Below are 20629 nucleotides of genomic sequence, written 5' to 3' on the forward strand. Positions count from 1 at the left end.
CTGCCGGCGGGCGACTCACTTGATCCAGGCGTCGACCTTCGCCCGGTTGGCGTCGACCCACTTCTTCGCCGCCGCTTCCGGCGACATCTTGTCGACGGCGATGGACTTGGCCACCGCGTTCTGGTCCTCGTTCGTCCAGTTGAACTTCTTCACCAGGTCGTACGCGGGGCTGCCCGACGCGGCGAACTTCGCGCTGGCGATCTTGTCGAGTTCGTAGACGGGGTAGTCGCAGGCCACCTTGGCCGCGTCGGTGTCACAGCCCTTCTTGTAGGCGGGCAGATCGACCTTGACCAGGGGCACTTCGGACAGGAACCACTGCGGCTCGTAGAAGTAGCCGATGACCCATTCCCTGTTCTTCTCCGCCTTGCGGAAGGCCTGGATGAGCGCGGCCTCGCTGCCCGCGTACACGACCTTGAAGTCCAGTTTGAGGTTCTTCACCAGGGCTTCGTCGTTGGTGACGAACGAGGGGTCCCCGTCGAGGAGTTGGCCCTTCCCGCCGGACTCGGAGGTGACGAACTTCTTGGCGAGGGCGTTGAGGTTCTTCCAGTCGGTGACGTCGGGGTTCGCCTTGGCGAGCCATGGGGGTACGTACCAGCCGATGACGCCCTTGTTGCCGGTGGGGCCCGCGTTGACACCGGTCTTTTGGCCGGTGATGTACTTCTTCTTGAGGTCGTCGTGGCCCCAGTTCTCCAGGACGACGTCGACCTCGCCGGTGCCGAAGCCCTGCCAGGCGATCTCTTCCTTGAGGCTCTTCTTGACGACCTTGCAGCCGAGGTCGTGCTGCGCGACATGGGCGACGACGGCGGCGTTGGCCTCGTAGCCCACCCATGGGTTGATCGCGATGTTGAAGGTGCCGCACTTGCCCGCGCCGCCCGGGCTCTTCGCGCCTCCGGTGCTTCCCGCGGTGTCGCCGACCTTCGCGCCGCCGCAGGCGGTGAGGGTCAGGCCGAGGACCGCGGCCGAGGCCGCGCCGAGCTGCCACTGTCGTATTCGCTTCGCCATGGTCAGTACTCCTTATGTACTTGTACGTCGCGTGATGCACTTCATGTGCTTGTCCGTCGGGCCGCTGCCTGGGTGATCCGGTCGAACATGACGCCGAGCAGGACGATGGCGAGTCCCGCCGCCAGTCCCTTCCCGTACAGCTGCCCCTGCGAGAATCCGGCCACCACCTGGTAGCCGAGGGCCCCGGCCCCCACCAGGCCGCCGACCACGACCATCGACAGGACGTAGATCAGGCCCTGGTTGGTGGCGAGCGTCAACGCGGCGCGGGACATGGGGAGTTGGACTTTGGTGACGGTCTGCCAGGTGGTGCATCCGGCGGCGGTGGCCGCTTCGACGGTGGTCTCGGGCACGGCGCGTACTCCGTCCGCGACGATCTTCGTCGCGACCGGCACCGCGTAGACCACGGCGGCGACGATCGCGGTGAAGCGGGTGGCGCCGAACAGGGCGAGGAACGGTACGAGGTAGACGAACGGCGGCATCACCTGTGCGGCGTCCAGGGTCGGCCGCAGCAGCCGGTCCACCAGTCGGCTGCGCCCCATCCACACGCCCAGGACGACCCCGACGGCCATCACCAGGAGGGTGGCCACCACGGTCGACGCCAGTGTCGTCATGGCGTCCGACCACATGCCGGTGCCGAGCAGCAGCCCCACGCACACGGCGGCGGTGGCCCCGGCGCGCCAGCCGCCGACCACGGTGCCCAGGGCGACCAGAGCGGCGGCGACGAGCCACCACGGGGAGTCGGTGAGCAGGGCCTGGAAGGGGTTGAGCAGGCCGACGGTGACGGCGTCGCGGAAGCCGTTGGTGACTCCCGAGAGGCTGTCCTGCGCCCATGCGGTCACGTCGTCGGCGGTACGGGCGAGTGTGCTGCCGGTGCCGCCCCGGCCGGGGAACTCGGCCGCCCATACGTAGGTGTGCGAGAGGTACACCAGGACGGCGGTCACCGCCGCGCCCGCGACCAGCAGCGTCCGCCGCCACTTCTTGCCGAACCGCCCGGCCGGCCCCCAGACCGCCCGGCTCCTGACGCTCGCGGCGGTGGTGACCCGGTCGAGCACGATCGCCATGACGACGATGGCCAGACCGGCGTTGAACGCGGTGCCGACGTCCAGCGACTGGAGGGCGGTGACCACGGTCTTGCCGAGGCCGGGCGCGTCGATCAGGGCCGCGATGGTGACCATGGCGAGGGCGGCCATGATGGTCTGGTTGATCCCCATCACCACGGTCCGCGCGGACATCGGCAGCAGCACCTTGCGCAGCGTCTGCCCCCGCGTCGAGCCCATCGACTCGGCCGCCTCCACGGTGGTCGCGGGTACGGAGCGGATGGCGTGCGCGGTGATCCGGATGGCGGGCGGGGCCGCGTAGATCAGGGTGGCAATGGTGGCGGAGGCCGGGCCGATGAGGAAGAAGAGCGTGAGCGGGGCCAGATAGACGAAGGTCGGCATCGTCTGCATGAAGTCCAGGAAGGGCGTCACGATCCGGTGCACCCGGTCGGAGAGCCCCGCCCACACCCCGAGCGGAATCCCGATCAGGAGCGCGACGAGCACGGCGGAGAGGGTCAGCGCCAGGGTGTCCATGCTCTCCACCCACAGCCCCTGGAGCCCGAGGAGGGTGAACCCGGCCACGGCAAGGAGGGCGACCTTCCAGTTGCCCACGGCCCAGGAGACGTATCCGGCGGTCCCGACGACGCCGAGCCAGCCGATCTGCGGCAGCGGGCGGCTGTCGGTGGGCTGGGAGATCAGCGACTGCACGAAGGTCACGAGGCTGTCGATGACGAGGCGGATCTCGTTGAAGAAGTAGAGGAAGAGGGGGTTGGAGTTGCGGTCGGCGCCGATCGAGTCGTTGAGGTCGTTGAACCAGCGGTGCAGACCGGTGAGGTCCGCCGCGGCGAGGGTGAGGGTCTGCTTCCCGCGCAGCAGGGCGAAGAGCACCAGCCACCCGAGGACGACGGCCGCCACCACCATGCGCCGACTGACCCGCCGCCCGCTCGCCGAGGACCGGGCCTTCTCCCCCGGGCGCACCCCCAACTCCCCCGGCCTCTCCGGCGCAACGGTCATACCGGACCGCCCCCGCCACGCCCGGCACCCTTGTCCGCGCCCGCGTTCCCGCCCGTCCCCTGTCCCGCGACCACTGCGAGGATCTCCTCGTCGCCGACGATACCCAGGAGTCGGCCGTTCTCGACGACCTTGACCGGGCGCTCCGCCGCGAGCACCGCCCGTGTCGCTTCCCGTATCACCACGTCAGGGCCCAACTCGGGTCCGTCCAGCGGGTCTTCGGGGTCCGGCGGGCGCATGATCCAGCGCAGGGTCAGGACGTCTCCGCGCGGGATGTCCTGCACGAAGTCGCGGACGTAGTCGTCGGCGGGAGCGCCGACGAGTTCGTCGCCCGTACCGCACTGGACGGTCCGTCCGTCGCGCATGATGAGGATGCGGTCGCCCAGTTTGAGCGCCTCGGAGAGGTCGTGGGTGACGAAGACCATGGTCTTGCCGACCTCGTGGTGCAGCCGGATGACCTCGTTCTGCATGTCGCGGCGGATCAGTGGGTCGAGCGCCGAGAACGGTTCGTCGAAGAGGAGTACGTCCGGGTCGCCGGCCAGTGCCCTGGCGAGCCCGACGCGCTGTTGCATGCCGCCGGAGAGCTGGTCGGGGAAGAAGTCCTCGTAGCCGCGGAGCCCGACCAACTCGATGACTTCGCGGGCCCGTTGGGCGCGTTCCGCCTTGCCGGTGCCCCGTACTTCCAGGCCGAAGGAGACGTTGTCGAGCACCCGGCGGTGCGGCAGCAGGCCGAAGTGCTGGAAGACCATGGAGAACTTCTCCCGGCGCAGCTCGCGCAGCCGTCCTCGGTCCGCGCTGCGAATGTCCTCGCCCTCGACGACGATTCCTCCGGCGGTGGGTTCGATCAGCCGGGTCAGACAGCGCACCAGCGTGGACTTCCCGGAGCCGGACAGGCCCATGACGACGAAGACCTCGCCGGGCGCGACATCGAAGCCGACGTCGCGCAGGGCGACGGTGCATCCGGTACGTTCCATCAGCTCGCGGCGCCCGAGCCCGCGCAACTCCTCGGAGTCCGGCACCCGTTCCGCCCTGGGCCCGAACACCTTCCACAGCTCGCGTACGGAGATGACCGGGGGATACGCCGAATCCTGGAGCGTGCCGTGCCGCTGCCCGGGGGCCGCGCGGTCGCGTCCCTCGCCGTCCACATACAGGTCAGCCACGTACGGAGCCCTTCGCGAGAATTCCGTTGCGCATCGTGCACCGTATTGCTTGTGGTGGAACACCCTGGCGAACGGGCGCACGTACGTCAAGGGGTCGGCGACCGGCGACAACACGAGGACGACACGAGGGATCGAGATGCCGTTGTGCACCGCGCGTATGGTTTCGCTGTGAGCAACTACAGTCACGATACGGAGAGTTCGGGTCCGCAGTCCGACGGCGTGCAGCCCGGCGGCGGCCAGGCCGGAGGGGTGCAGTCCGTCGACCGCGCCATCAGCGTGCTGGAGATCCTGGCCCAGCGCGGAAAGGCGGGGGTCAGCGAGGTGGCCGCCGAGATCGATGTGCACAAGTCGACCGCGTTCCGGCTGCTCGGCGCGCTGGAGGCGCGCGGTCTGGTGGAGCAGACGGGCGAGCGCGGGAAGTACCGGCTGGGCTTCGGCATCGTCCGGCTGGCCGGGGCGGTCACGGGCCGGATAGACATCACCCAGCAGGGGCGGCCGGTCTGCGAGCGGCTCGCCGAGGAGCTCGGCGAGACCGTCAACATCGCGGTGATGCGGGAGACCTACGCGATCAACCTGTACCAGGTGCGCGGCCCGGGAGCCGTCGCCGCGCACAACTGGGTGGGCCATCTGACCCGGCTGCACGCCACCTCCAGCGGCAAGATCCTGCTGGCCCATCTGCCCGCCGGGGAGCGCGCCGAACTGCTCTCCGAGGTCGGCCTCAAGAGGATGACCCCGCACACCCTGACCTCCAGGGCGAAGCTGGAGGAGAACCTCGCCGAGGCGCGGGAGCGCGGCTACGCGTGGACGGTGGAGGAGCTGGAGGTCGGGCTGCACGCCATCGCGGCGCCGATCCGGGACCGGGACGGAGCCGTCGTCGCGGCACTGAGCGCGTCGGGGCCCTCGTACCGCTTCACCGAGGAACGGATGCACGACCTGGCCCCGGTCCTGATCACGGGTGCGGAGGAGATCAGTCACCGGATGGGCTTCCTGGGCTGAGCGCGGCGCGGCTATCCGGTGGTGCCGGACGCGACAGGGGTGCCTGCGAGCTCCGTCAACTCGCCTGGTGGGCGCAGCCGTTGCCGCACCCACTGGTGGAACTCGCCGATGTGGTGCTCACTGGGCACCAGCACGCCTCCCGCGGCGTACGTCCGCGAGCTCATCGCGGGCTGGCAGCGCTCGCAGGCGTCGAAGTCCTGCCGGTTGACCCGGTCGAAGAGTTCCACGGAGCGGCTGAGGTCGCGGCCGCCCGCGACGACGTGCGGCAGGTAGAGCCAGTCGCACTCGACGACCGTACGGTCCGCGGCCATGGGGAACATCCGGTGGATGATCACGTGGTCGGGGACGAGGTTGACGAACACCTGCGGCCTGACGGTGATCGCGTAGTAGCGGCGGTCCTGGTCCGGCGAGATCCCCGGCAGCCGGTCCAGCCCCTCGGAGCCGTCGACGGTGAAGCCCTTGGCCCCGTCGTCGAAGGCCGCGCCGTGTCCGACGTAGTACTGGGCGGCGTACCCGGCGGCGAACTCCGGGAGCACTTCGGTGAGTTCGGGGTGGATGGTGGCGCAGTGGTAGCACTCCATGAAGTTCTCGACGATCAGTTTCCAGTTCGCCCGGACGTCGTAGACGATCCGTTTGCCCAGTTCCAGTCCCGGCACGTCGTAGCGCTCGATGGACTCGGTGTCGCCGAGGCGGGCGACGACCTCCCGTACCACCTCGTCGAAGGGCGGCGGCTCCTTGGCGAGGCACACCCACACGTAGCCGAGCCACTCGTGGGTGGCCACGTGGTTCAGCCCGTACTCGGTGCGGCTGACGCCGGTCATGCCGGTGAGGTTGGGCGCCGCGATCAGCTCGCCGGTCAGTCCGTACGTCCAGGCGTGGTACGGGCACTGGAAGGCGCGCCTGACCTCGCCGGCCGCCTCGGTGCAGAGCTTGGCCCCCCGGTGCCGGCAGACGTTGAAGAAGGCGCGTACGGAGCGGTCCCTGGCGCGGGTGACCAGGATGCTCTCGCGGCCCACGTCGACGGTCCTGAAGGCGCCGGGGCCGGCCAGGTCGGCGGAGCGCACGGCACAGAACCACAGCGACTCGAAGATGTGCTCCTGCTCCTGGGCGAAGATCCCCGGGTCCGTGTAGGAGGAGCCGGGGAGCGTGGCGATCAGGCTGTCCGGCAGGCTGTTCGAGGTCACGGCGGGCTCCTCGGGTGTCAGGTGGTCGCTGCGGTGAGCTGCTTGCGCAGGCGCGTGAACGACCGGGGCCGGTCCATCGCGAGCACGGCGACGGGCCGCCCGCCCCTGCGGTAGACCGCGAGGAAGCTGCGGTCGTCCGGCGCGCCCTCCTCGACCGTCACGCTGTCGGCACCGGCCGCACGGCCGGCGAACTGGATCTTCACTCCGTACTGGTCCGACCAGAAGTACGGCGGCCTGGGCACGCCGGGTTCCGCCGTCCCGCCCGACAGCAGCGCCGCCACGGCCATGGCGGGGCGCTCCCGCGCACCGGTCCAGTGCTCGACCCTGCGGTGTGCCCCGGTCCACGGGTCGTACCACGAGGCACAGTCCCCGACCGCAACCACACCGGTGAGCCGGGTGCGGCCGTCCTGGCCGCACTTGACCCCGTCGTCGAGCTCCACCCCGCTCCCCCGGAGCCAGTCGACACAGGGCCGCGCCCCGATGCCGACGACCACGAGGTCTGCGGGGACGCTCCGGCCGTCCTCCAGGAGCACGGCGTCGACCCGGCGCTCCCCGCTCAGCCCCTTGACGCCCACGCCGCAGTGCAGCCGTACGCCGTGGTCGGTGTGGAGCGCGGAGACTACGGCTCCCATGGCTTCGCCGAGCGGCCCCGAGAGGGGTGTCGGCGCCGCCTCGACGACCGTCACGTCGAGCCCGAGGGCGTGGGCGGTGGAGGCCACTTCGGCGCCGATGAACCCGGCGCCGATCACCACGAGCCTTCCGCCCGGGGCCAGTTGGCCGCGCAGCGAGCGGGCGTCGTCCAGGGTGCGCAGGGTGTGCACTCCGGCGAGTCCTTCGGTGCCCGGCAGTTCGCGGGCGGCGGCTCCGGTCGCCAGGACGATGCCGTCGGCGCGGACCTCCCGTCCGTCGGCGAGCCGCACCGTACGGCCGCTGCCGTGGGCGCCCGTCGTGGTCAGCCCGGTCGCCCGTACGCCGAGCACCCACTCCACGGCCAGGTCCTCGTCGTCCGCCTCCAGTGCGAGATCGGCCTCCGTGACACCGCCCGTCAGGAACTCCTTGGACAGCGGTGGCCTGTCGTAGGGGCGGTGCGGCTCGTCGCCGATGACGAACAGCCTTCCTTCGTAGCCCTGTTGGCGCAGCGCGCGGGCCGCCGAGAGACCGGCCAGCGAGGCGCCCACGACGGCCACCGTCCGCACGGTCCTCACGCGGGTTCCCCGGCGAGCCGGGCGACGACGCAGGACGGCTGCGGGCGGGGCGGCTGCGAGCGGGGCGGGGGCGCCTCGGCGGAGAGCCTGACGTAGACCGTTCCGTCCTCGACGAGGACCTGATGGGTACGGACCGGGCGTTTGGCCGGCGGAGCGTCAACGGCTCCGGTCCTGAGGTCGAACTTCGAGGCGTGCAACGGGCACTCCACCTCGCACCCCTCCAGCCAGCCGTCGGCGAGCGAGGCGTCCTGGTGGGTGCAGGTGTCGTCGACGGCGAAGAGCTCGCCGTCCTCGGTGTGGAACACCGTTACGGGGGGATCGATGTCGAGCCGATGGGCCTCGCCTCGCGGCAGATCCACGAGAAGGCACGCGGGAATCATCATGACACCTCGGTGCGTATGGCGAAACAGGTCGCGGGACGCGCAACGACAGTCTGGAGGCGGTCCCAAACCCTTGTCAAGGCGTCCAAAGGCGTCCGGAATCAGGACAGTTGGCCTCTGTTTCGGGTCCCGCTCCGGACCCTGTTTCGGGCCCCGCGCCAGCCCCTGTTTCGCCGACGCCTCAGAGCGCGATCCACTCGCTGGAGGTGGTCACCTCGTCGAGCAGATCGGGCAGCGGTTCGACGCCGAGCCCCGGCCCCGTGGGCACTTCCAGGTGGCCGCCGTCGAGGACGAACGGTGCGGTGATGTCGGTGGCGAAGTAGCGGTGCGAGCCGGAGGTGTCGCCGGGGAGGGTGAAGCCGGGCAGCCCGGCGAGGGCCACGTTGGCGGCCCGCCCGATGCCGGTTTCGAGCATGCCGCCGCACCAGACGGGGATGCCGTGGGCGCGCGCGAGGTCGTGGATGCGGCGGGCTTCCAGGTAACCGCCGACGCGGGCGGGCTTGATGTTGATGACGGAGCAGGCGCCCAGCGAGATGGCCGCGGCGGCGTGCGCGGCGGACTCGATGGACTCGTCCAGGCAGACCGGGGTCCGCAGGAGTCCGGCGAGCTGGGCGTGCTGGACCATGTCGTCGTTGGCGAGCGGCTGCTCGATGAGGAGCAGCCCGAACTCGTCGAGTTTGGCGAGGTGTTGGGCGTCGACCAGGGTGTAGGCGGCGTTGGCGTCGACCTGGAGGAGCAGCTCGTCCCCGAAGCGCTCGCGTACGGCGCGTACCGGCTCGACGTCCCAGCCGGGCTCGATCTTCAGCTTGATCCGGACGTAGCCCTCGGCCACGTACCCCTCGACCGCGTCGAGGAGCTGGGGGATCGAGTCCATGATGCCGACCGACACCCCGCAGGGCACCCGGTCGCGCGCCGCCCCGAGGAACGACCCGAACGACTCGCCCGAAGCCCGGAGTTGGGCGTCGAGCACTGCCGTCTCCAGTGCGGCCTTCGCCATCCGGTGGCCGGTGAAGGGTTCCAGTACGCGGCCCACGGCGTGCACGTCCAGGCCCTTCGGCAGCGCGGGCACCAGGAACTTCCGCAGCACTTCTTGCGCCCCGTCCACGTACTCGCTGCTGTAGCGCGGCTCGGACATGGCGGCGCACTCGGCCCATCCCTCGCCCTCGGAGGTGACGACCCGCACCAGCAGCACGTCCCGGCTGGTCTCGGTCCCGAACGAGGTGCGGAAGGGTGAGACGAGAGGCATGGCGATCCGCCGCAGCTCGACGCCGGAGATCTTGAGCGAGGTCACGGGTGGCTCCCGGGGTGGTGGTCTGCGGAGGCGGTGGCGGGGGTCGGGGTGTGGGGTGTATGGGGTGTGGCGCGGCGGACGAGGTAGCTGCGCCTGTCGTGCAGGCCGACCACCTGCCCGCCCCCGTCAAGGAGTTCGCCGAGGGTGTGCCGGACGGCGAGCCGCCAGGCACGGGCGGTGCCGGGGTCGGTGCGGCGCAGCTCCTCGATGTCGTCGGGCAGGTCGACGAGTACGAACTCCGCGTCGATCGGCCCGGCTTCGGGACGGCCGTCCTGCTGACGGACGCTGCGCGCGACGTCCGGGGGCAGGGTCGGCCGGTCGCCTACAGGCATGCCGAGGTCCCAGACGGCGAGCACCCGGTCGGATTCGTCACCGCCGTTGATGGCGTCGTGCATGTCGCCGTAGAAGGACCGGAGGTACTGCTCGGGGCGGGCGCCGAGTTTGTCGAGGTTGAAGTGGGCGTTCCGGCGGACGAGCGGGTCGTACGTCCAGGTGATCCGCTTGAGTCCGCGGTCCAGGGACCACTGCCGCTGGTGCAGTTTCAGGGCGAGGCCGATGCCCCGCCCGGCCAGGGCGCCGGTGATGTGGGAGTGCAGGGTAGTGCCCGCGGGTTCGGCGAAGAAGCCGAGGGAGGCGCCGACCAGACGGCCGTCCTCGTAGGCTCCGGCGGCGTAGTTCCCGGCGTGGACCAGGGCCCGCATGATGTCGGCGGGCACGATGGGGACGGCGGGGTCGGCGCCCCAGATGTCGGCGTAGAGCCGGCAGACGTCGCCGAACTCCGCCATGGTGCGCAGCTCGCGGATCTCGCGCGCGGCGTCGGCACTCACCGCAGTGCTCCGACGAGCTGGGCGAGGAGCTGGGCGCGCTCGGGCATCGCGGCGGTCTCGACGTGTTCGTGGTCGGCGTGGGCGCCGTCGCCGACGGCGCCGAGTCCGTCGAGGGTGGGGCAGCCGACACCGGCGGTGTAGTTGCCGTCGGATGCGCCGCCGACGGCCGCCTGCCGGAGGCGCTCCATCCCGAGCCGTTCGGCCAGCCCGGCGGCCAGTTCGAAGAGCTTCCGGGAGGCCTCGGCCTCCAGCGGCGGGCGGTTGGGGCCGCCGCTGATCTCCAGCCGGGCGCCGGGAATGCGGGGGCGCAGGGCACGTACGAGTTCATCGACCGCGTCCTGTGCCGCGCCGCTGGGGACCCGTACGTCCATGCTCAGTTCGGCCCGGGCGGGCACGGTGTTGGTCGCGGTGCCCGCCGACATCAGGGTGGGGGTGACGGTCGTCCCGGGGCCGGTGCGCGCGGTGACGGTGGCGGTGAGGTCTTCGAGGGCGAGGAGCTGGTGGGCGAGCTCCAGCCCGGCGTTGACGCCCTTCTCGGGTTCGAGTCCGGCGTGGGCCGCCCGGCCGTGGACGGTGAGTTCGTAGTGCGAGACGCCCTTGCGGCTGGTCTTGAGGGCGCCCCCGGCCGCCGCCTCCAGCACGAGTGCCGCCTCGCAGTCGCGGGCGGCGGCCTCGATGAGCGGGCGCGAGGTGTCCGAGCCCACCTCCTCGTCGCCGGTGACCAGCACGCACACCCCGTCGAGGGAGGGCAGCGAGGCCAGCGCGTGGAACATCTGCACCAGCCCCGCCTTCATGTCGAAGACCCCGGGCCCGCGCGCAATGCCCTGCCGCACGGACCACGGATGCGTCGCGAGCGATCCGATCGGCCACACGGTGTCGTGGTGGCCGAGGAGCAGGACGCGCGGGGTGCCGAAGGTCCACCGCAGATGGGTCACTCCCCGGGTCACCAGGAATTCGGGCCGCGCACCGAGCAGCCTGTGCCCCTGCTCGGCGACGACCTGGGCGCTGCGCGCCACGGCCGCGTGGTCGGCGGAGAACGACTCGCAGCACACGAGCTCTTCGAGGTCGGCGAGCATCGCATCGAGGTGGTGCACGGGTGGCTCCTCCGGGACGGGGTGGACGCCACCCCGGGCGGGCCGTGGCGACCGAAGTCGGTGGGCAGCGTAGGCAGAGCGGAAGGCGCGAGTGTTGGTCGCAGGACACAAAGAACCCTGCCGGGACTTGGCCTGGCGAACAACGCCGCGGCCTCAGTGACGACCGCGAGCCGTGTCGGACGCACCACCGAAGAGCCTGGCGACCAGGCGGAAGGGGAGGGTGACGACGGTGGCGACAGCTCCACCGATGGACCTGAGAGCATCTGCGACGGCCTTCAGCATGGGTTTGCCTTTCGTTTGGTCGTGGCGATCGAACTGTGTCGCGATCAGCGGCACCGAGTGCCGCTCACGGCGTCAAGGGACCGTTCGTTCACGGTCGGGCGGAGCCCTCGGCCCTGCCTCGACCGCTTCCCGGAGGAGCTCGCTGCGCGCGACACGGACCTGGTTGCGGAGCTCCCGCACCCGGGAGCGTCATCGTGCGGGCGTACGCACCACTCCGCGCGACTGCGCCTGTGGTCCCAAGTGCTGGGTTCCGCCTGCCCGGCACCATTTCCGGCAAACTGACACCGCTACCACCGGCTCGACGCCCTGGGCCGCCCCACCCCGGACAAGGAGACCGTGATGGCCATGGACAGCTTCATCGACCAGCTGGACTACCCCCTCTACGTGGTGACCACCGCAGCCGGGGAGCGGCGCTCCGGCTGCCTCGTGGGCTTCGCCTCCCAGTGCTCGATCAGTCCGGTGCGCTTCACGGTCTGGCTGTCCAAGGCCAACGAGACCTTGAGGACCGCCCGAACGGCCACGCATCTCGCCGTACACCTGCTCAGGCCCGAGCAGCACCACTTGGCGGCGCTCTTCGGGGGCGAGACCGGCGACGAGGAGGTCGACAAATTCGCGCACGGACCGTGGACGCCGGGGCCGGGGGGCGTTCCGGTCCTGGACGACTCCCCCGCCTGGTTCGTCGGCAGGATCGAGCGGCAGACCGACGACGGCGACCATGTCGGCTTTCTCCTCGCGCCCGTCGCGCACGGCGTCAACGACCCGTCGGCGGAAGGTGCTCTCCGTCTCGGCGACGCGGACGACATCACACCGGGGCACCCCGCCTAGCCTGCCCGGTCGTCAACTCGCCCGGCGCACAACAGAAAAAGGGCCGTTCGAAAACGGCCCTTCACCTGCGACCCGTTGACCCCCAGGAGTAAGGGTCGAGGATATTTTCTGCATCGCGAGTCGAGGACATGTCGGCAGGCTATGCGCGGGCACTGACAGTCCGCCGGTCAATCTGCCCTCTCTACCCTGCAGTGACCAGAGACGCCAGAGGGATCCTCACCGCCAGGACAGCGATCCTGGGGACTAGTTGGGGACCACACGGTACGCGCGGTGGTACACGATGCACGCTTCCATGCACAGCTTGTGCCCGGATTAAGCCTGCTATATCCGCACCACCGCGGACGCGCATGCCTGGCGGGCCTCCGGCCTGGCCGAGTACTGCCAGGGGGTGACCGTCCTGGGCGACGGCGCCTACCTCAACTGCGGTATGGCCGTGCCCCATCGCAAACGTCCCCGCCGCCCCCTGCTGCCGGGCGAGGAAGCGGACAACGCCGCCCCCCGCAAGGTCCGTGCCCGGGTGGAGCACGTGATCGGCCGAATGAAGAACTACAAGAACCGCCGCGAATGCCGCCAGCACGGCGACGGCCTCCACCGCGCCGTCCAGGCCGTCGCCCACATGCACAACCTTGCGCTCGCATCATGACCAGAAGACCGTGGCCACAGGCACTGACCTGCCCAAAGGCATCCTTGTGCAACAGCCTTTAGCCGCAACGAGCACCACGTGTTCGAGCAGATGGTGTTTCAGATTGCGCTGCGCAGGCTGAGCAGCAACATCGTGCCAGCTACCGGTCCGGTAGGTGCCGACGGGGACACCGTCTAGGGGATGCGCGATCGCGACCAGGCATCCAGAATGGTGGCGACGTGACTGGTATGGCCGGCGAGCCCCTCATACAGAAGGCGGGCGTCTGCGTCGGGGAAGTAGGCGTCCAACAACCCGTAAAACGGTTGGTGGAGGGACAGTTGCTCGTGCACGTTCCGCGGGGGCACGTAGTGGACCAGGGTGTTCCGAAAGCCGCTGTGAGCCTGCAAGATCAGACCGGTCATTGGGGCGTCGAGGATCTCCCTCAGCACGGAGCGGTCGGGGGTTCGCAGGCCAGCTCCGTACTCCTCGTCGAGCTTGGCGAGACTGGAGAACACATGGTGGAGCGTGATATAGCGCAGCTTCCAAAGACTGATCGCAGAGTGCTCGGCCTCCTCGGACAAGAGGACATCAAGGGTGTTCAGAGCGCAAGTCATGGCTGTCAAAGATGCTTTGACCTCCTCAGGCAAAGAGGGGTCGAAACTTCCCCGGTAATGCCTCTTGGCTCGCACGTCTTGCATCCTCAAGTCTGACTTGCGCACCGTGTCGAGGCAGGAAGGCCCTTCCCACGGCAGTCCGTCAGATATGGCCCTCACGTAGCGTCCCATTTCCACAGCGACCGTCCGAATTCGTGCGCCCAGTACCTCGGCTTCGAAACGTTCGGGCGGGAAACCGAGGAAGAAACTCACCGTGTGGGAGGTCGAGACGAGCCTCCCTCGGAAGCGCCCCAGGCCCAGGTCTGTCTCCAGCGGCCGCGCTAGCGGGAGCCATGTGTTGTTGAGGAACTCCTGGCGGTGCTGCTCGATGATGCGCCGGAATTCGGCACTCAGCTCCGCCGGTTTCTTGGCCTTGTCATCGTAGAGCTTGACCGAATTCCGGGCCCGCGCGATCACCTCGGCATGGTCGTAGGCAAGTGAGGTCGCAAGATCGGGTGCGATACGGCCCAGCGCCCGGTGGGACTCGTGGAGGATCAGGCATATGTAGTTGTACAGACAGAAGACTGGGAGGGTGGTCAGTTCCGGTCTGGCGATGACTCGCTGCAAGAAGCGCCGCAGGAACATGCCATCTTGCATGATCAGCTGCAGGGCGAAGTCGTTTCCGGACAGGCGCGTCGTCATTGGTGGGCCGTGCTCCCCGTGCGGTGTCTGATGTCGCGTCTGCGGCGGGTATTGGACCAAAGCTGTCCGAGAGAGCCGGGCAGCCGCTTCCAGGCATCGTGCCAGCAGTCCAAGCCTGCGCACATCACGTTTTTCACTCAGCTGCCGCAGAACGCTCCGGGCCTGGGCACGAGGGAAGCCTGTCGAGCCTCAGGTGTGCCGCCTATCTCGGGCGCAGCAGGCCCGTAGCAACTTCCCCTTGGTAACTCGTGCCGTGCTCCCCTTGACGAATCGTTTTTGGCCATCAGGTCGGTAGAGGTCAGGGAGTGGGGCGGGCTGAGGAACTGTTCCTCCATGCCACGTCGAACTGCTGGAGGGCTATCGAGTACAGAAGTCCGGGGGCCCGTGCGTAGAGGCAAGGAGAGTTCCTGCCGTGGCTGGAGCTGCTGTAGAAGGTGAGGTAGGCCGCCCGGTCCGTGGCGATCACGCGGCAGGTGTTGGGGAGGTTGAAGCTGCGCAGTTGGACATGGGGTTGCGCGCGGGTCACCTGGGCGATGTAGTCCGTGTTCGCCCGAACCTGGTTCCTGAGCAGGTCGGACGTGAAGCCGGGATCGAAGAGGCGTAGATCCTGTGAGCGTCGGTCGAGCCAGGAGTCGCCCGGCGCGAGCGTGTCGGGCAGCAGCACCTGGACGGATCCCGGGGATAGCTCCCCCGACCACAGGGTTGAGAAGACCTCGCGGGTGAGTACGTTTCCTCGTCCCGCCAGCACCTTGATCCAACTGGCTCGGCCGAGATCGCGGGCGATATCGCCTTCGGCGGACGACTGGTGACGGTACACACGAGCGAGCCCAGCGCCAGAGAGGCGCGAGCAGACCGCGACCAGCCACCACAGAGGGCGGGAACCGCGTACGAGGCCGAGGACGAGGACGATCGCGCTGGCTGCAAGCGAGCTGAGTATTCCGAACAGAAAAGCAGTCATGCGAGCCATCTCCCAGCGTATGACTGATCTCGGGTAGTCGGGTTCCCGTTTGACAGAGAGTCAGCAGAGATAGCGCAGAAGTTCCCGTAAAACGTACGCGGCGTTCCGGGCCGCCAGCTCGTGAAAGCCGTGACCCTTATCCTGGTCGGCATTGTCGGACACGCCTCGGATGACGATCCAGCCGGGATTGGAAGCGCCGTGGACTGAGTTTTCCTGCCAGTACTGACTCAGCCCGCCGGCTTCCATGTCCACTGCCAAGACCTTCTCGTGATATTTCTTGAGCCATTCGCGGATATCGCTCTCCCGGTCAGCGATGACGGCTTCACCGGATCCGATCAAACCTGGATAGACTTCGAATTCCTCCGACGCGTGCGTGGCAATTTGCCCGTGGATCCGTGCCGGGGTTCCATGATCGGCGAAGAAGGCGTTCACCGCGTGGACGACCGGCGCGGGAGCCTGGCGGTGCTCCCCGCGCCGACGGACGTCCCCCAGCGGATTGACCTTGCGGTTCTCGTAATACACGATCTCGGTGGAGACGACCACGTTGCCGACACGCGCGTACTGATCATGGATCCCACCGCCCACACCCACGAGTGCCCACAGCCGCGGGTTGTAGTGGCGACGCAGGTTCTCCAGGGCGGCCATCGCCGAGCGCTGCCCCTGGCTCTGACTCTGGGTGGCCACGATGCGTACGGTTGCGTCCGGAGTGGTGTGCTCGCCTTGATAGAAATACAGGCCCCCGCCCACCTTGTGCCGTTCGAGTTTCAACTCGTCTGCCACGGATCGCAGTTCCTCACTTAAGATTGTGACCACACCGATGTCCCAGTCGACGGAGGCCGGTTCGCCGTCCGAGCCGATCTCGGCGGGGCGCGTGGAGCGGTGAGTGGGAGTGGCCAAGGAGACGCGAGCGTGCTCCCCGATGGCATTGTTATTAAAAGTGTTGTGGTCACCGTGGCTGACGATTCCGCGATTAGTTTTCACTTGTTTCCTCCACCGCTGGGATTGGGGCCTGACGATTCGTGCGCGGACGCGCTGACCTGCGCGGCGTCGCCCACGGCGTTGTTGCTGAAATTATTGTTGTCGCCGAAGTTGAAGATGCCACTGTTGATAATTTTGGTCGCGCGGTCATTGAACTCGGACGCATCCACATCGTGAGTGGCCAGGAAGTCACCGGCAGCCCGGAGAAGCCGGCGCTCTATAGTCTTCATCCGTCCGAGAATTTCGGTTTTCTCCAGTTGGATCTTTGACCATTCCTGCGCCGATTTCTCTCGTATGCTCACGCGGCTACCGATTAGAACGTTACGGATTGGCGTAGAGGTGAGGTCGCGGGGAAATATGGCTGCTTTCCCCAGGGAATAGAGATAGCCCAGGAGTCGCCAGGAGTGTCGGATCTCCGAAGGTAGTATGGCCAGCTCACGCAGAGCCGCCCAGGCGACTGCCAGGACACCATGGTGCCCGAATTCTGCGGTGCGCTGGAAAGATCTCGGCGTGTGGGCGAGGACGCACGCGGCGGTGGAGATGCTCAGCGTGCGCCCTTGAACGCTGATGTGCAGCAGGACCGTCGCGACGAACTCGGCTCCTTCAGCGGGAGTGGTCACCTCAAGGAAGTGGTACTCCTTCGATTCGGGCGTGTTAATGATCTCCCGCAGCCGCGTTGCATCGAACTCGCGGGTCAGAAGCGAACGGTCAATCGCCACATCGGTCTCGGCGACGTAAACGCGGTCGGTGACTCGTGCTGGAAGCCGGACGTCCTGGCTGTCGGTGTCGAGCAACTGGACCGCCTCGCGCAGATAGTCGACCAGTTCATGCGCCCGGAACGGAGGGACGGGGTGCTCACGTTCGTGCAGCGGTGCGCCGTCGTCGTCAGATGGTCGGAGCAGTTGGATGCTCATGGGCGGGTTCCACTGGTAGACCAGCTCACCCGCTCCGATGAAGGGCGACTCGTCGCCAAACAGGGTGAAGACAGCGAAGTCGTCCTCGTCATCGTCCTCGCTGTGACGAGCGCGGCGGTAGACCGCACAGGGATGGTGCTGCTCCGTGTCTGCCGCCTGCTCCCGGCGGGACAGGTACCGGGGCCGCAGAGCCGGTGCCCGCATGATGCGGTGGAGTATCAACTGCCTTACGGCTCCGACGCCGAGGCATACGAACGTGATACCCGCGCCTACATGGACGGCGGAAGTGGCCTGGCGCGGATGGGTGAGCGCGAACATCAGGCCGACCAGCGTCAGGGACAGCGCAGCCCAGCCGACGCGCCTGAGTGCGTGTGCGCTCTCCGAGTATCTACGAGGGAACAGCCACCTCAACAGAGCCCGAGGGCCCGGCACCGGCCCCAGCCCCCGACGCTTGGACTTCCGTGCCTTCCGCCTGCTGCGCCTGGTCGGGCCGATCAGGTCGAGCCCAAGCTCGTCCCGGTCCAACTTCCTCAGCTCGACGGCGAGCGGAATCAGGCACAGGAGAGCGAGACCGCAGGAGACCATGACGGCGGTGGGCAGGGCGCCAACGAAGACCGGGACACCCACCGCGCCGGCCACCGTCCCCCGCAGCAGCGCGGTCAGCGCGGCGGCCCGCCACGCGTGGCGCATGACTGGGACGATGTCGAACCCGTAGGACGGGGCGACCCTGCGGTACGGGGCGGTGCACACCTCGTTGATCACGAGGTCCCGGAAGCGCTCGTCCACGTATACGCCGCTGCATAAGTGACGGGTGGCGGCGGAAGGTTCGTCCCCTACCGCCTTGGCTGATGGCGCATGGGAAGTGAACATGCCCTGCCCCTGCCCTCGTTGTGTTTTGGTCTGTGAGACCATAAATCGCGCAGGCGTTTAAGTCAATGAGACCTTTAGGGGTTCAGCGTGGATGACTGGCTGAAAGACTCCACCAAGGTGGAGGCGTCATGGGTGACCGTCGACCTGGCGATCTTCACGATCAGGTCCGGGCAGTTGATGGTGCTGTTGATCGAGCGCGGGGTGGAGCCCTTCCTCGGTCGTCCTGCGCTGCCCGGCGGTTACGTGCAGAAGAACGAGACCCTGCGTGAGGGCGCGCTCCGTGAACTTCGCGAGGAGGCCGGAATCGACGGGAACAAGTTGCACCTCGAACAACTCGGCGCCTACGGAGACCCCCGACGCGATCCGAGGGGGCGAGTGGTCACGATCGCCTATCTCGCATTGGGACCGGACCTGCCCGCCCCCGTGGGCGGCACCGACGCCCGGCGCGCCTATTGGGCTCCCGTCTCCCAGCTGGAAGGGAAGCAGGCGGCGTTGGCGTTCGATCATCCGGCGATTCTCGCCGAAGCCCTGGAGCAGGTCCGGAGCAAGCTCGAATACACCGCCGTCGCCACGGCCTTCTGCCGTGAACTCCTCACCCTGAGCGAGTTGCGCACGGTCTACGAAGTGATCTGGGGCCAGCAACTGGACCCGAGCAACTTCCGCCGCAAGGTGCTCAACACCACGGGCTTCGTCAAGCCCACCGGCGATCAACGCTTCCCCCCCACCGGCCGCCCGGCTGCCCTCTACCGCCGCGGAGACGCCTGGCTGCTCAACCCTCCACTGCTGCGCGGCGCCGGGCACACGGCGTGACCCGCACCCGGAGTCGGGCGATGCCCGAGATGGGCCCCGCCACACCCTCTTCGGTTAAGCCGTCGCCCGGCCCGCCGCGCTGAGGCGAGTCGTGCCCGGGCAAACTCACCGACTCTGAGCAGGGGACCCGGGTCGGCGGGCTTGCCGAGGCGTCGGTTACGGACCGGTCCCGGGTCCCCACAGCATGTCTAAGACACACGCGCCCCCGAGGGCCGCCGACAGGTCAAGTGGCCGACTCACGAGGACTTTGTGACGGCATGAGACCTGGCCATTCGCGTGGGCTGGCGGACCGTTTCCTGCGATTGCCAGGAGTCGCTGCTGTGCGGCGTCAGACCCTACCCGCGCCCGGCGGGCTGACCGACAAGGGCACCAAGGGCAAGCAGGCCCGCAAGGTTCCCATCGTCGAGGAGATCCCCCCTCGTCGCCCAGCGCATCCTGTCCGCCGGCCCCAATCCGAACGCCCGCCTGTTCACGGCCCACGAGGCGGACGCATCTCCACCGCCGGCCTGCGCGATGCCACACACTGGGACGAGGTGGTCACCAAGCTCGACTACGAACATCTGCGCCGCCACGACCTCCGGCACACCGCACTCACCTGGTTCGCCGACGCCGGGTCCAAGTGCACGTCATCCGCAGGATCGTCGGCCACGGTTCACTGACCACCACCCAGCGCTACTTGCACCCGGACGTCCACAAGATCACGGCCGCCGGAGCGACGCTCTCGGCCCACTTAACCGCGCTACGCGCACCACGCTCGCTGCCGAGCCCCATCGTCATGACCCGCTGACCCGGTCAAGGACGCCGGACCCCCGACTGGTCCCCAATTAGTCCCCAAGAATGATCAGGGCCGGTTTCGGATTGCTCCGAAACCGGCCCTGATCTGCGACTGTCTCCAGTCGGGACGACAGGATTTGAACCTGCGACCCCTTGACCCCCAGTCAAGTGCGCTACCAAGCTGCGCCACGTCCCGGTGCCCGCCTGACCTGGGGTTTCCCCTGGCTGAGCGCGCTTGAGAACAATACCGCACTTCAGGACGTGGTTGCGAACGACTTTGCCCGCCCGATTCCGGCACACTGTCGCTTGACCTCAAGTCCGGTTGACGTTGCATCGTCGATTCCATGACGACGAAGACGACGCAAGTGAAGCCGGAGCCGGAGACGAAGCCGACGACGACGCCGGAGTACGGGTACCAGGACCTTCGGCACCTGATGGGGCTGATGACGGGCGACGAGAAGCACGGGCCCGCAGCGACCTCGACCCTGGACGCGCTGTGGGTGCTCTACGACCGGGTGCTGCGGGTCTCCCCCGACAGCCCGGAGGCCCCCGGCCGGGACCGCTTCCTGCTGTCCAAGGGGCACGGGCCGATGGCGTACTACGCGGTGCTCGCCGCGAAGGGGTTCTTCGGTGAGGAGGTGCTGCCGGGGTTCGGTTCGTACGACTCGCCGCTGGGGCACCACCCGGACCGGGTGCTCGTACCGGGCGTGGAGATCGGCAGCGGGTCGCTCGGGCACGGGCTGCCGCTCGCGGTCGGCACGGTGCTGGGGCTCCGGGCGCAGGGCCGCACCGACCCCTCGGTCTGGGTCCTGGTCGGCGACGCGGAACTGGACGAGGGCAGCAACCACGAGGCGATCGCGTACGCGGGTCCCGCGGGCCTCGGGCAGCTGAACGTGGTCGTGGTCGACAACTCGTCCGCCACGCACGGCTGGCCCGGCGGGATCGCCTCCCGGTTCGAGGCGGCCGGCTGGTCCGCGGCGACCGTCGACGGACGGGACCACGAGGCGCTGTACGCGGCGTTCACCGCGCCGCACCCGGGCCGGCCCCGGGTGGTGGTGGCCCGCGTCGAGCCCAAGAACCAGGACAGCTGAGCCAACAAACAGCAGAAAAGGGG

Annotated in this window: 19 protein-coding genes, 1 tRNA gene and 2 pseudogenes; 6 read left to right on the plus strand and 16 right to left on the minus strand. The window is 68.5% G+C overall.

Annotated features, from left to right (window positions below):
• Nucleotides 1–15: 15 nt before the first annotated feature.
• Genes ACZ5PB_RS00285 through ACZ5PB_RS00295 form a run of 3 tightly spaced genes read right to left on the minus strand, consistent with a single transcriptional unit; the run spans nt 16 to nt 4201 of the window.
• Entirely contained in the window at nt 16–1002 is a 987-nt protein-coding gene (locus tag ACZ5PB_RS00285; protein WP_468686468.1) for an ABC transporter substrate-binding protein, read from the minus strand.
• A gap of 41 nt (nt 1003–1043) precedes the next feature.
• The gene (locus ACZ5PB_RS00290) at nt 1044–3053 is read right to left on the minus strand and encodes an ABC transporter permease (protein ID WP_468686470.1); all 2010 of its coding nucleotides are present in this window, start codon (nt 3051–3053) and stop codon (nt 1044–1046) included.
• Nucleotides 3050–4201, minus strand: coding sequence for a quaternary amine ABC transporter ATP-binding protein (locus ACZ5PB_RS00295; RefSeq protein WP_468688195.1), 1152 nt, complete (start codon nt 4199–4201; stop codon nt 3050–3052). Before ACZ5PB_RS00295 ends, ACZ5PB_RS00290 begins: the two co-directional genes overlap by 4 nt.
• A 258-nt stretch (nt 4202–4459) precedes the next feature.
• On the opposite strand from ACZ5PB_RS00295, the gene ACZ5PB_RS00300 reads away from it, so the two are divergent.
• A complete protein-coding gene (locus ACZ5PB_RS00300) occupies nt 4460–5206 on the plus strand; it encodes an IclR family transcriptional regulator (protein ID WP_468688196.1) in 747 nt (248 codons plus the stop codon).
• An 11-nt stretch (nt 5207–5217) separates the two neighbouring features.
• Here ACZ5PB_RS00300 and ACZ5PB_RS00305 read toward each other — a convergent pair whose 3' ends face one another.
• The 8 genes from ACZ5PB_RS00305 to ACZ5PB_RS00340 all read right to left on the minus strand — a co-directional run bounded on the left by ACZ5PB_RS00305 (nt 5218) and on the right by ACZ5PB_RS00340 (nt 11649).
• Nucleotides 5218–6390, minus strand: a complete 1173-nt coding sequence (locus ACZ5PB_RS00305) for an aromatic ring-hydroxylating oxygenase subunit alpha (protein WP_468686472.1) — start codon at nt 6388–6390, stop codon at nt 5218–5220.
• 17 nt (nt 6391–6407) lie between these two features.
• Nucleotides 6408–7586, minus strand: coding sequence for an NAD(P)/FAD-dependent oxidoreductase (locus ACZ5PB_RS00310; protein WP_468688198.1), 1179 nt, complete (start codon nt 7584–7586; stop codon nt 6408–6410).
• Between the two features lie 5 nt (nt 7587–7591).
• On the minus strand, nt 7592–7978 hold the full coding sequence (locus ACZ5PB_RS00315) for a bifunctional 3-phenylpropionate/cinnamic acid dioxygenase ferredoxin subunit (RefSeq protein WP_468686474.1): 387 nt from the start codon (nt 7976–7978) through the stop codon (nt 7592–7594).
• A 178-nt stretch (nt 7979–8156) separates the two neighbouring features.
• Nucleotides 8157–9221: an o-succinylbenzoate synthase gene (gene menC, locus ACZ5PB_RS00320; protein ID WP_468688201.1), complete on the minus strand. Its 1065-nt coding sequence runs from the start codon at nt 9219–9221 to the stop codon at nt 8157–8159.
• 41 nt (nt 9222–9262) lie between these two features.
• Complete coding sequence (locus tag ACZ5PB_RS00325) at nt 9263–10093, minus strand: GNAT family N-acetyltransferase (protein ID WP_468686477.1); 831 nt, start codon at nt 10091–10093, stop codon at nt 9263–9265.
• Nucleotides 10090–11169, minus strand: coding sequence for a M20 family metallopeptidase (locus ACZ5PB_RS00330; protein WP_468688203.1), 1080 nt, complete (start codon nt 11167–11169; stop codon nt 10090–10092). The genes ACZ5PB_RS00325 and ACZ5PB_RS00330 overlap by 4 nt, the downstream gene beginning before the upstream one ends.
• A gap of 171 nt (nt 11170–11340) precedes the next feature.
• Nucleotides 11341–11469: an LPFR motif small protein gene (locus tag ACZ5PB_RS00335; protein WP_468686481.1), complete on the minus strand. Its 129-nt coding sequence runs from the start codon at nt 11467–11469 to the stop codon at nt 11341–11343.
• 72 nt (nt 11470–11541) lie between these two features.
• Nucleotides 11542–11649: a ribbon-helix-helix domain-containing protein gene (locus ACZ5PB_RS00340; protein ID WP_468686483.1), complete on the minus strand. Its 108-nt coding sequence runs from the start codon at nt 11647–11649 to the stop codon at nt 11542–11544.
• Between the two features lie 159 nt (nt 11650–11808).
• Here ACZ5PB_RS00340 and ACZ5PB_RS00345 point away from each other — a divergent pair, with 159 nt between their 5' ends.
• A complete protein-coding gene (locus tag ACZ5PB_RS00345; protein ID WP_468686485.1) occupies nt 11809–12294 on the plus strand; it encodes a flavin reductase family protein in 486 nt (161 codons plus the stop codon).
• A 337-nt stretch (nt 12295–12631) separates the two neighbouring features.
• Nucleotides 12632–12937: pseudogene (locus tag ACZ5PB_RS00350) on the plus strand (transposase family protein); the annotation flags it as partial.
• Nucleotides 12938–13110: 173 nt separating this feature from the next.
• Here the strand turns inward: ACZ5PB_RS00350 and ACZ5PB_RS00355 are convergent.
• The 4 genes from ACZ5PB_RS00355 to ACZ5PB_RS00370 all read right to left on the minus strand — a co-directional run bounded on the left by ACZ5PB_RS00355 (nt 13111) and on the right by ACZ5PB_RS00370 (nt 17931).
• Complete coding sequence (locus tag ACZ5PB_RS00355; protein ID WP_468686487.1) at nt 13111–14211, minus strand: hypothetical protein; 1101 nt, start codon at nt 14209–14211, stop codon at nt 13111–13113.
• Nucleotides 14212–14509: 298 nt separating this feature from the next.
• Nucleotides 14510–15169 carry a hypothetical protein gene (locus ACZ5PB_RS00360; protein ID WP_468686489.1) on the minus strand — a complete coding sequence of 220 codons (660 nt, stop codon included), beginning with the start codon at nt 15167–15169 and terminating at the stop codon, nt 14510–14512.
• 60 nt (nt 15170–15229) lie between these two features.
• Nucleotides 15230–16150: a 5'-methylthioadenosine/S-adenosylhomocysteine nucleosidase family protein gene (locus tag ACZ5PB_RS00365; RefSeq protein WP_468686490.1), complete on the minus strand. Its 921-nt coding sequence runs from the start codon at nt 16148–16150 to the stop codon at nt 15230–15232.
• Nucleotides 16147–17931, minus strand: coding sequence for a hypothetical protein (locus ACZ5PB_RS00370; protein ID WP_468686492.1), 1785 nt, complete (start codon nt 17929–17931; stop codon nt 16147–16149). The genes ACZ5PB_RS00365 and ACZ5PB_RS00370 overlap by 4 nt, the downstream gene beginning before the upstream one ends.
• An 87-nt stretch (nt 17932–18018) precedes the next feature.
• Between ACZ5PB_RS00370 and ACZ5PB_RS00375 the strand changes: the two genes are divergently transcribed.
• Together ACZ5PB_RS00375 and ACZ5PB_RS00380 are read left to right on the plus strand one after the other, a co-directional pair.
• Nucleotides 18019–18741, plus strand: coding sequence for an NUDIX hydrolase (locus tag ACZ5PB_RS00375; protein ID WP_468686493.1), 723 nt, complete (start codon nt 18019–18021; stop codon nt 18739–18741).
• A gap of 320 nt (nt 18742–19061) precedes the next feature.
• A pseudogene (locus ACZ5PB_RS00380) lies at nt 19062–19528 on the plus strand (tyrosine-type recombinase/integrase); the annotation flags it as partial.
• Between the two features lie 109 nt (nt 19529–19637).
• On the opposite strand, the gene ACZ5PB_RS00385 reads toward ACZ5PB_RS00380, so the two are convergent.
• Nucleotides 19638–19711 (minus strand) — tRNA-Pro (locus ACZ5PB_RS00385).
• 148 nt (nt 19712–19859) lie between these two features.
• Between ACZ5PB_RS00385 and ACZ5PB_RS00390 the strand changes: the two genes are divergently transcribed.
• The gene (locus ACZ5PB_RS00390) at nt 19860–20606 is read left to right on the plus strand and encodes a transketolase (RefSeq protein ID WP_468686494.1); all 747 of its coding nucleotides are present in this window, start codon (nt 19860–19862) and stop codon (nt 20604–20606) included.
• Nucleotides 20607–20629: the final 23 nt, after the last annotated feature.

It is taken from the genome of Streptomyces sp. NPDC032721, from assembly GCF_055579625.1.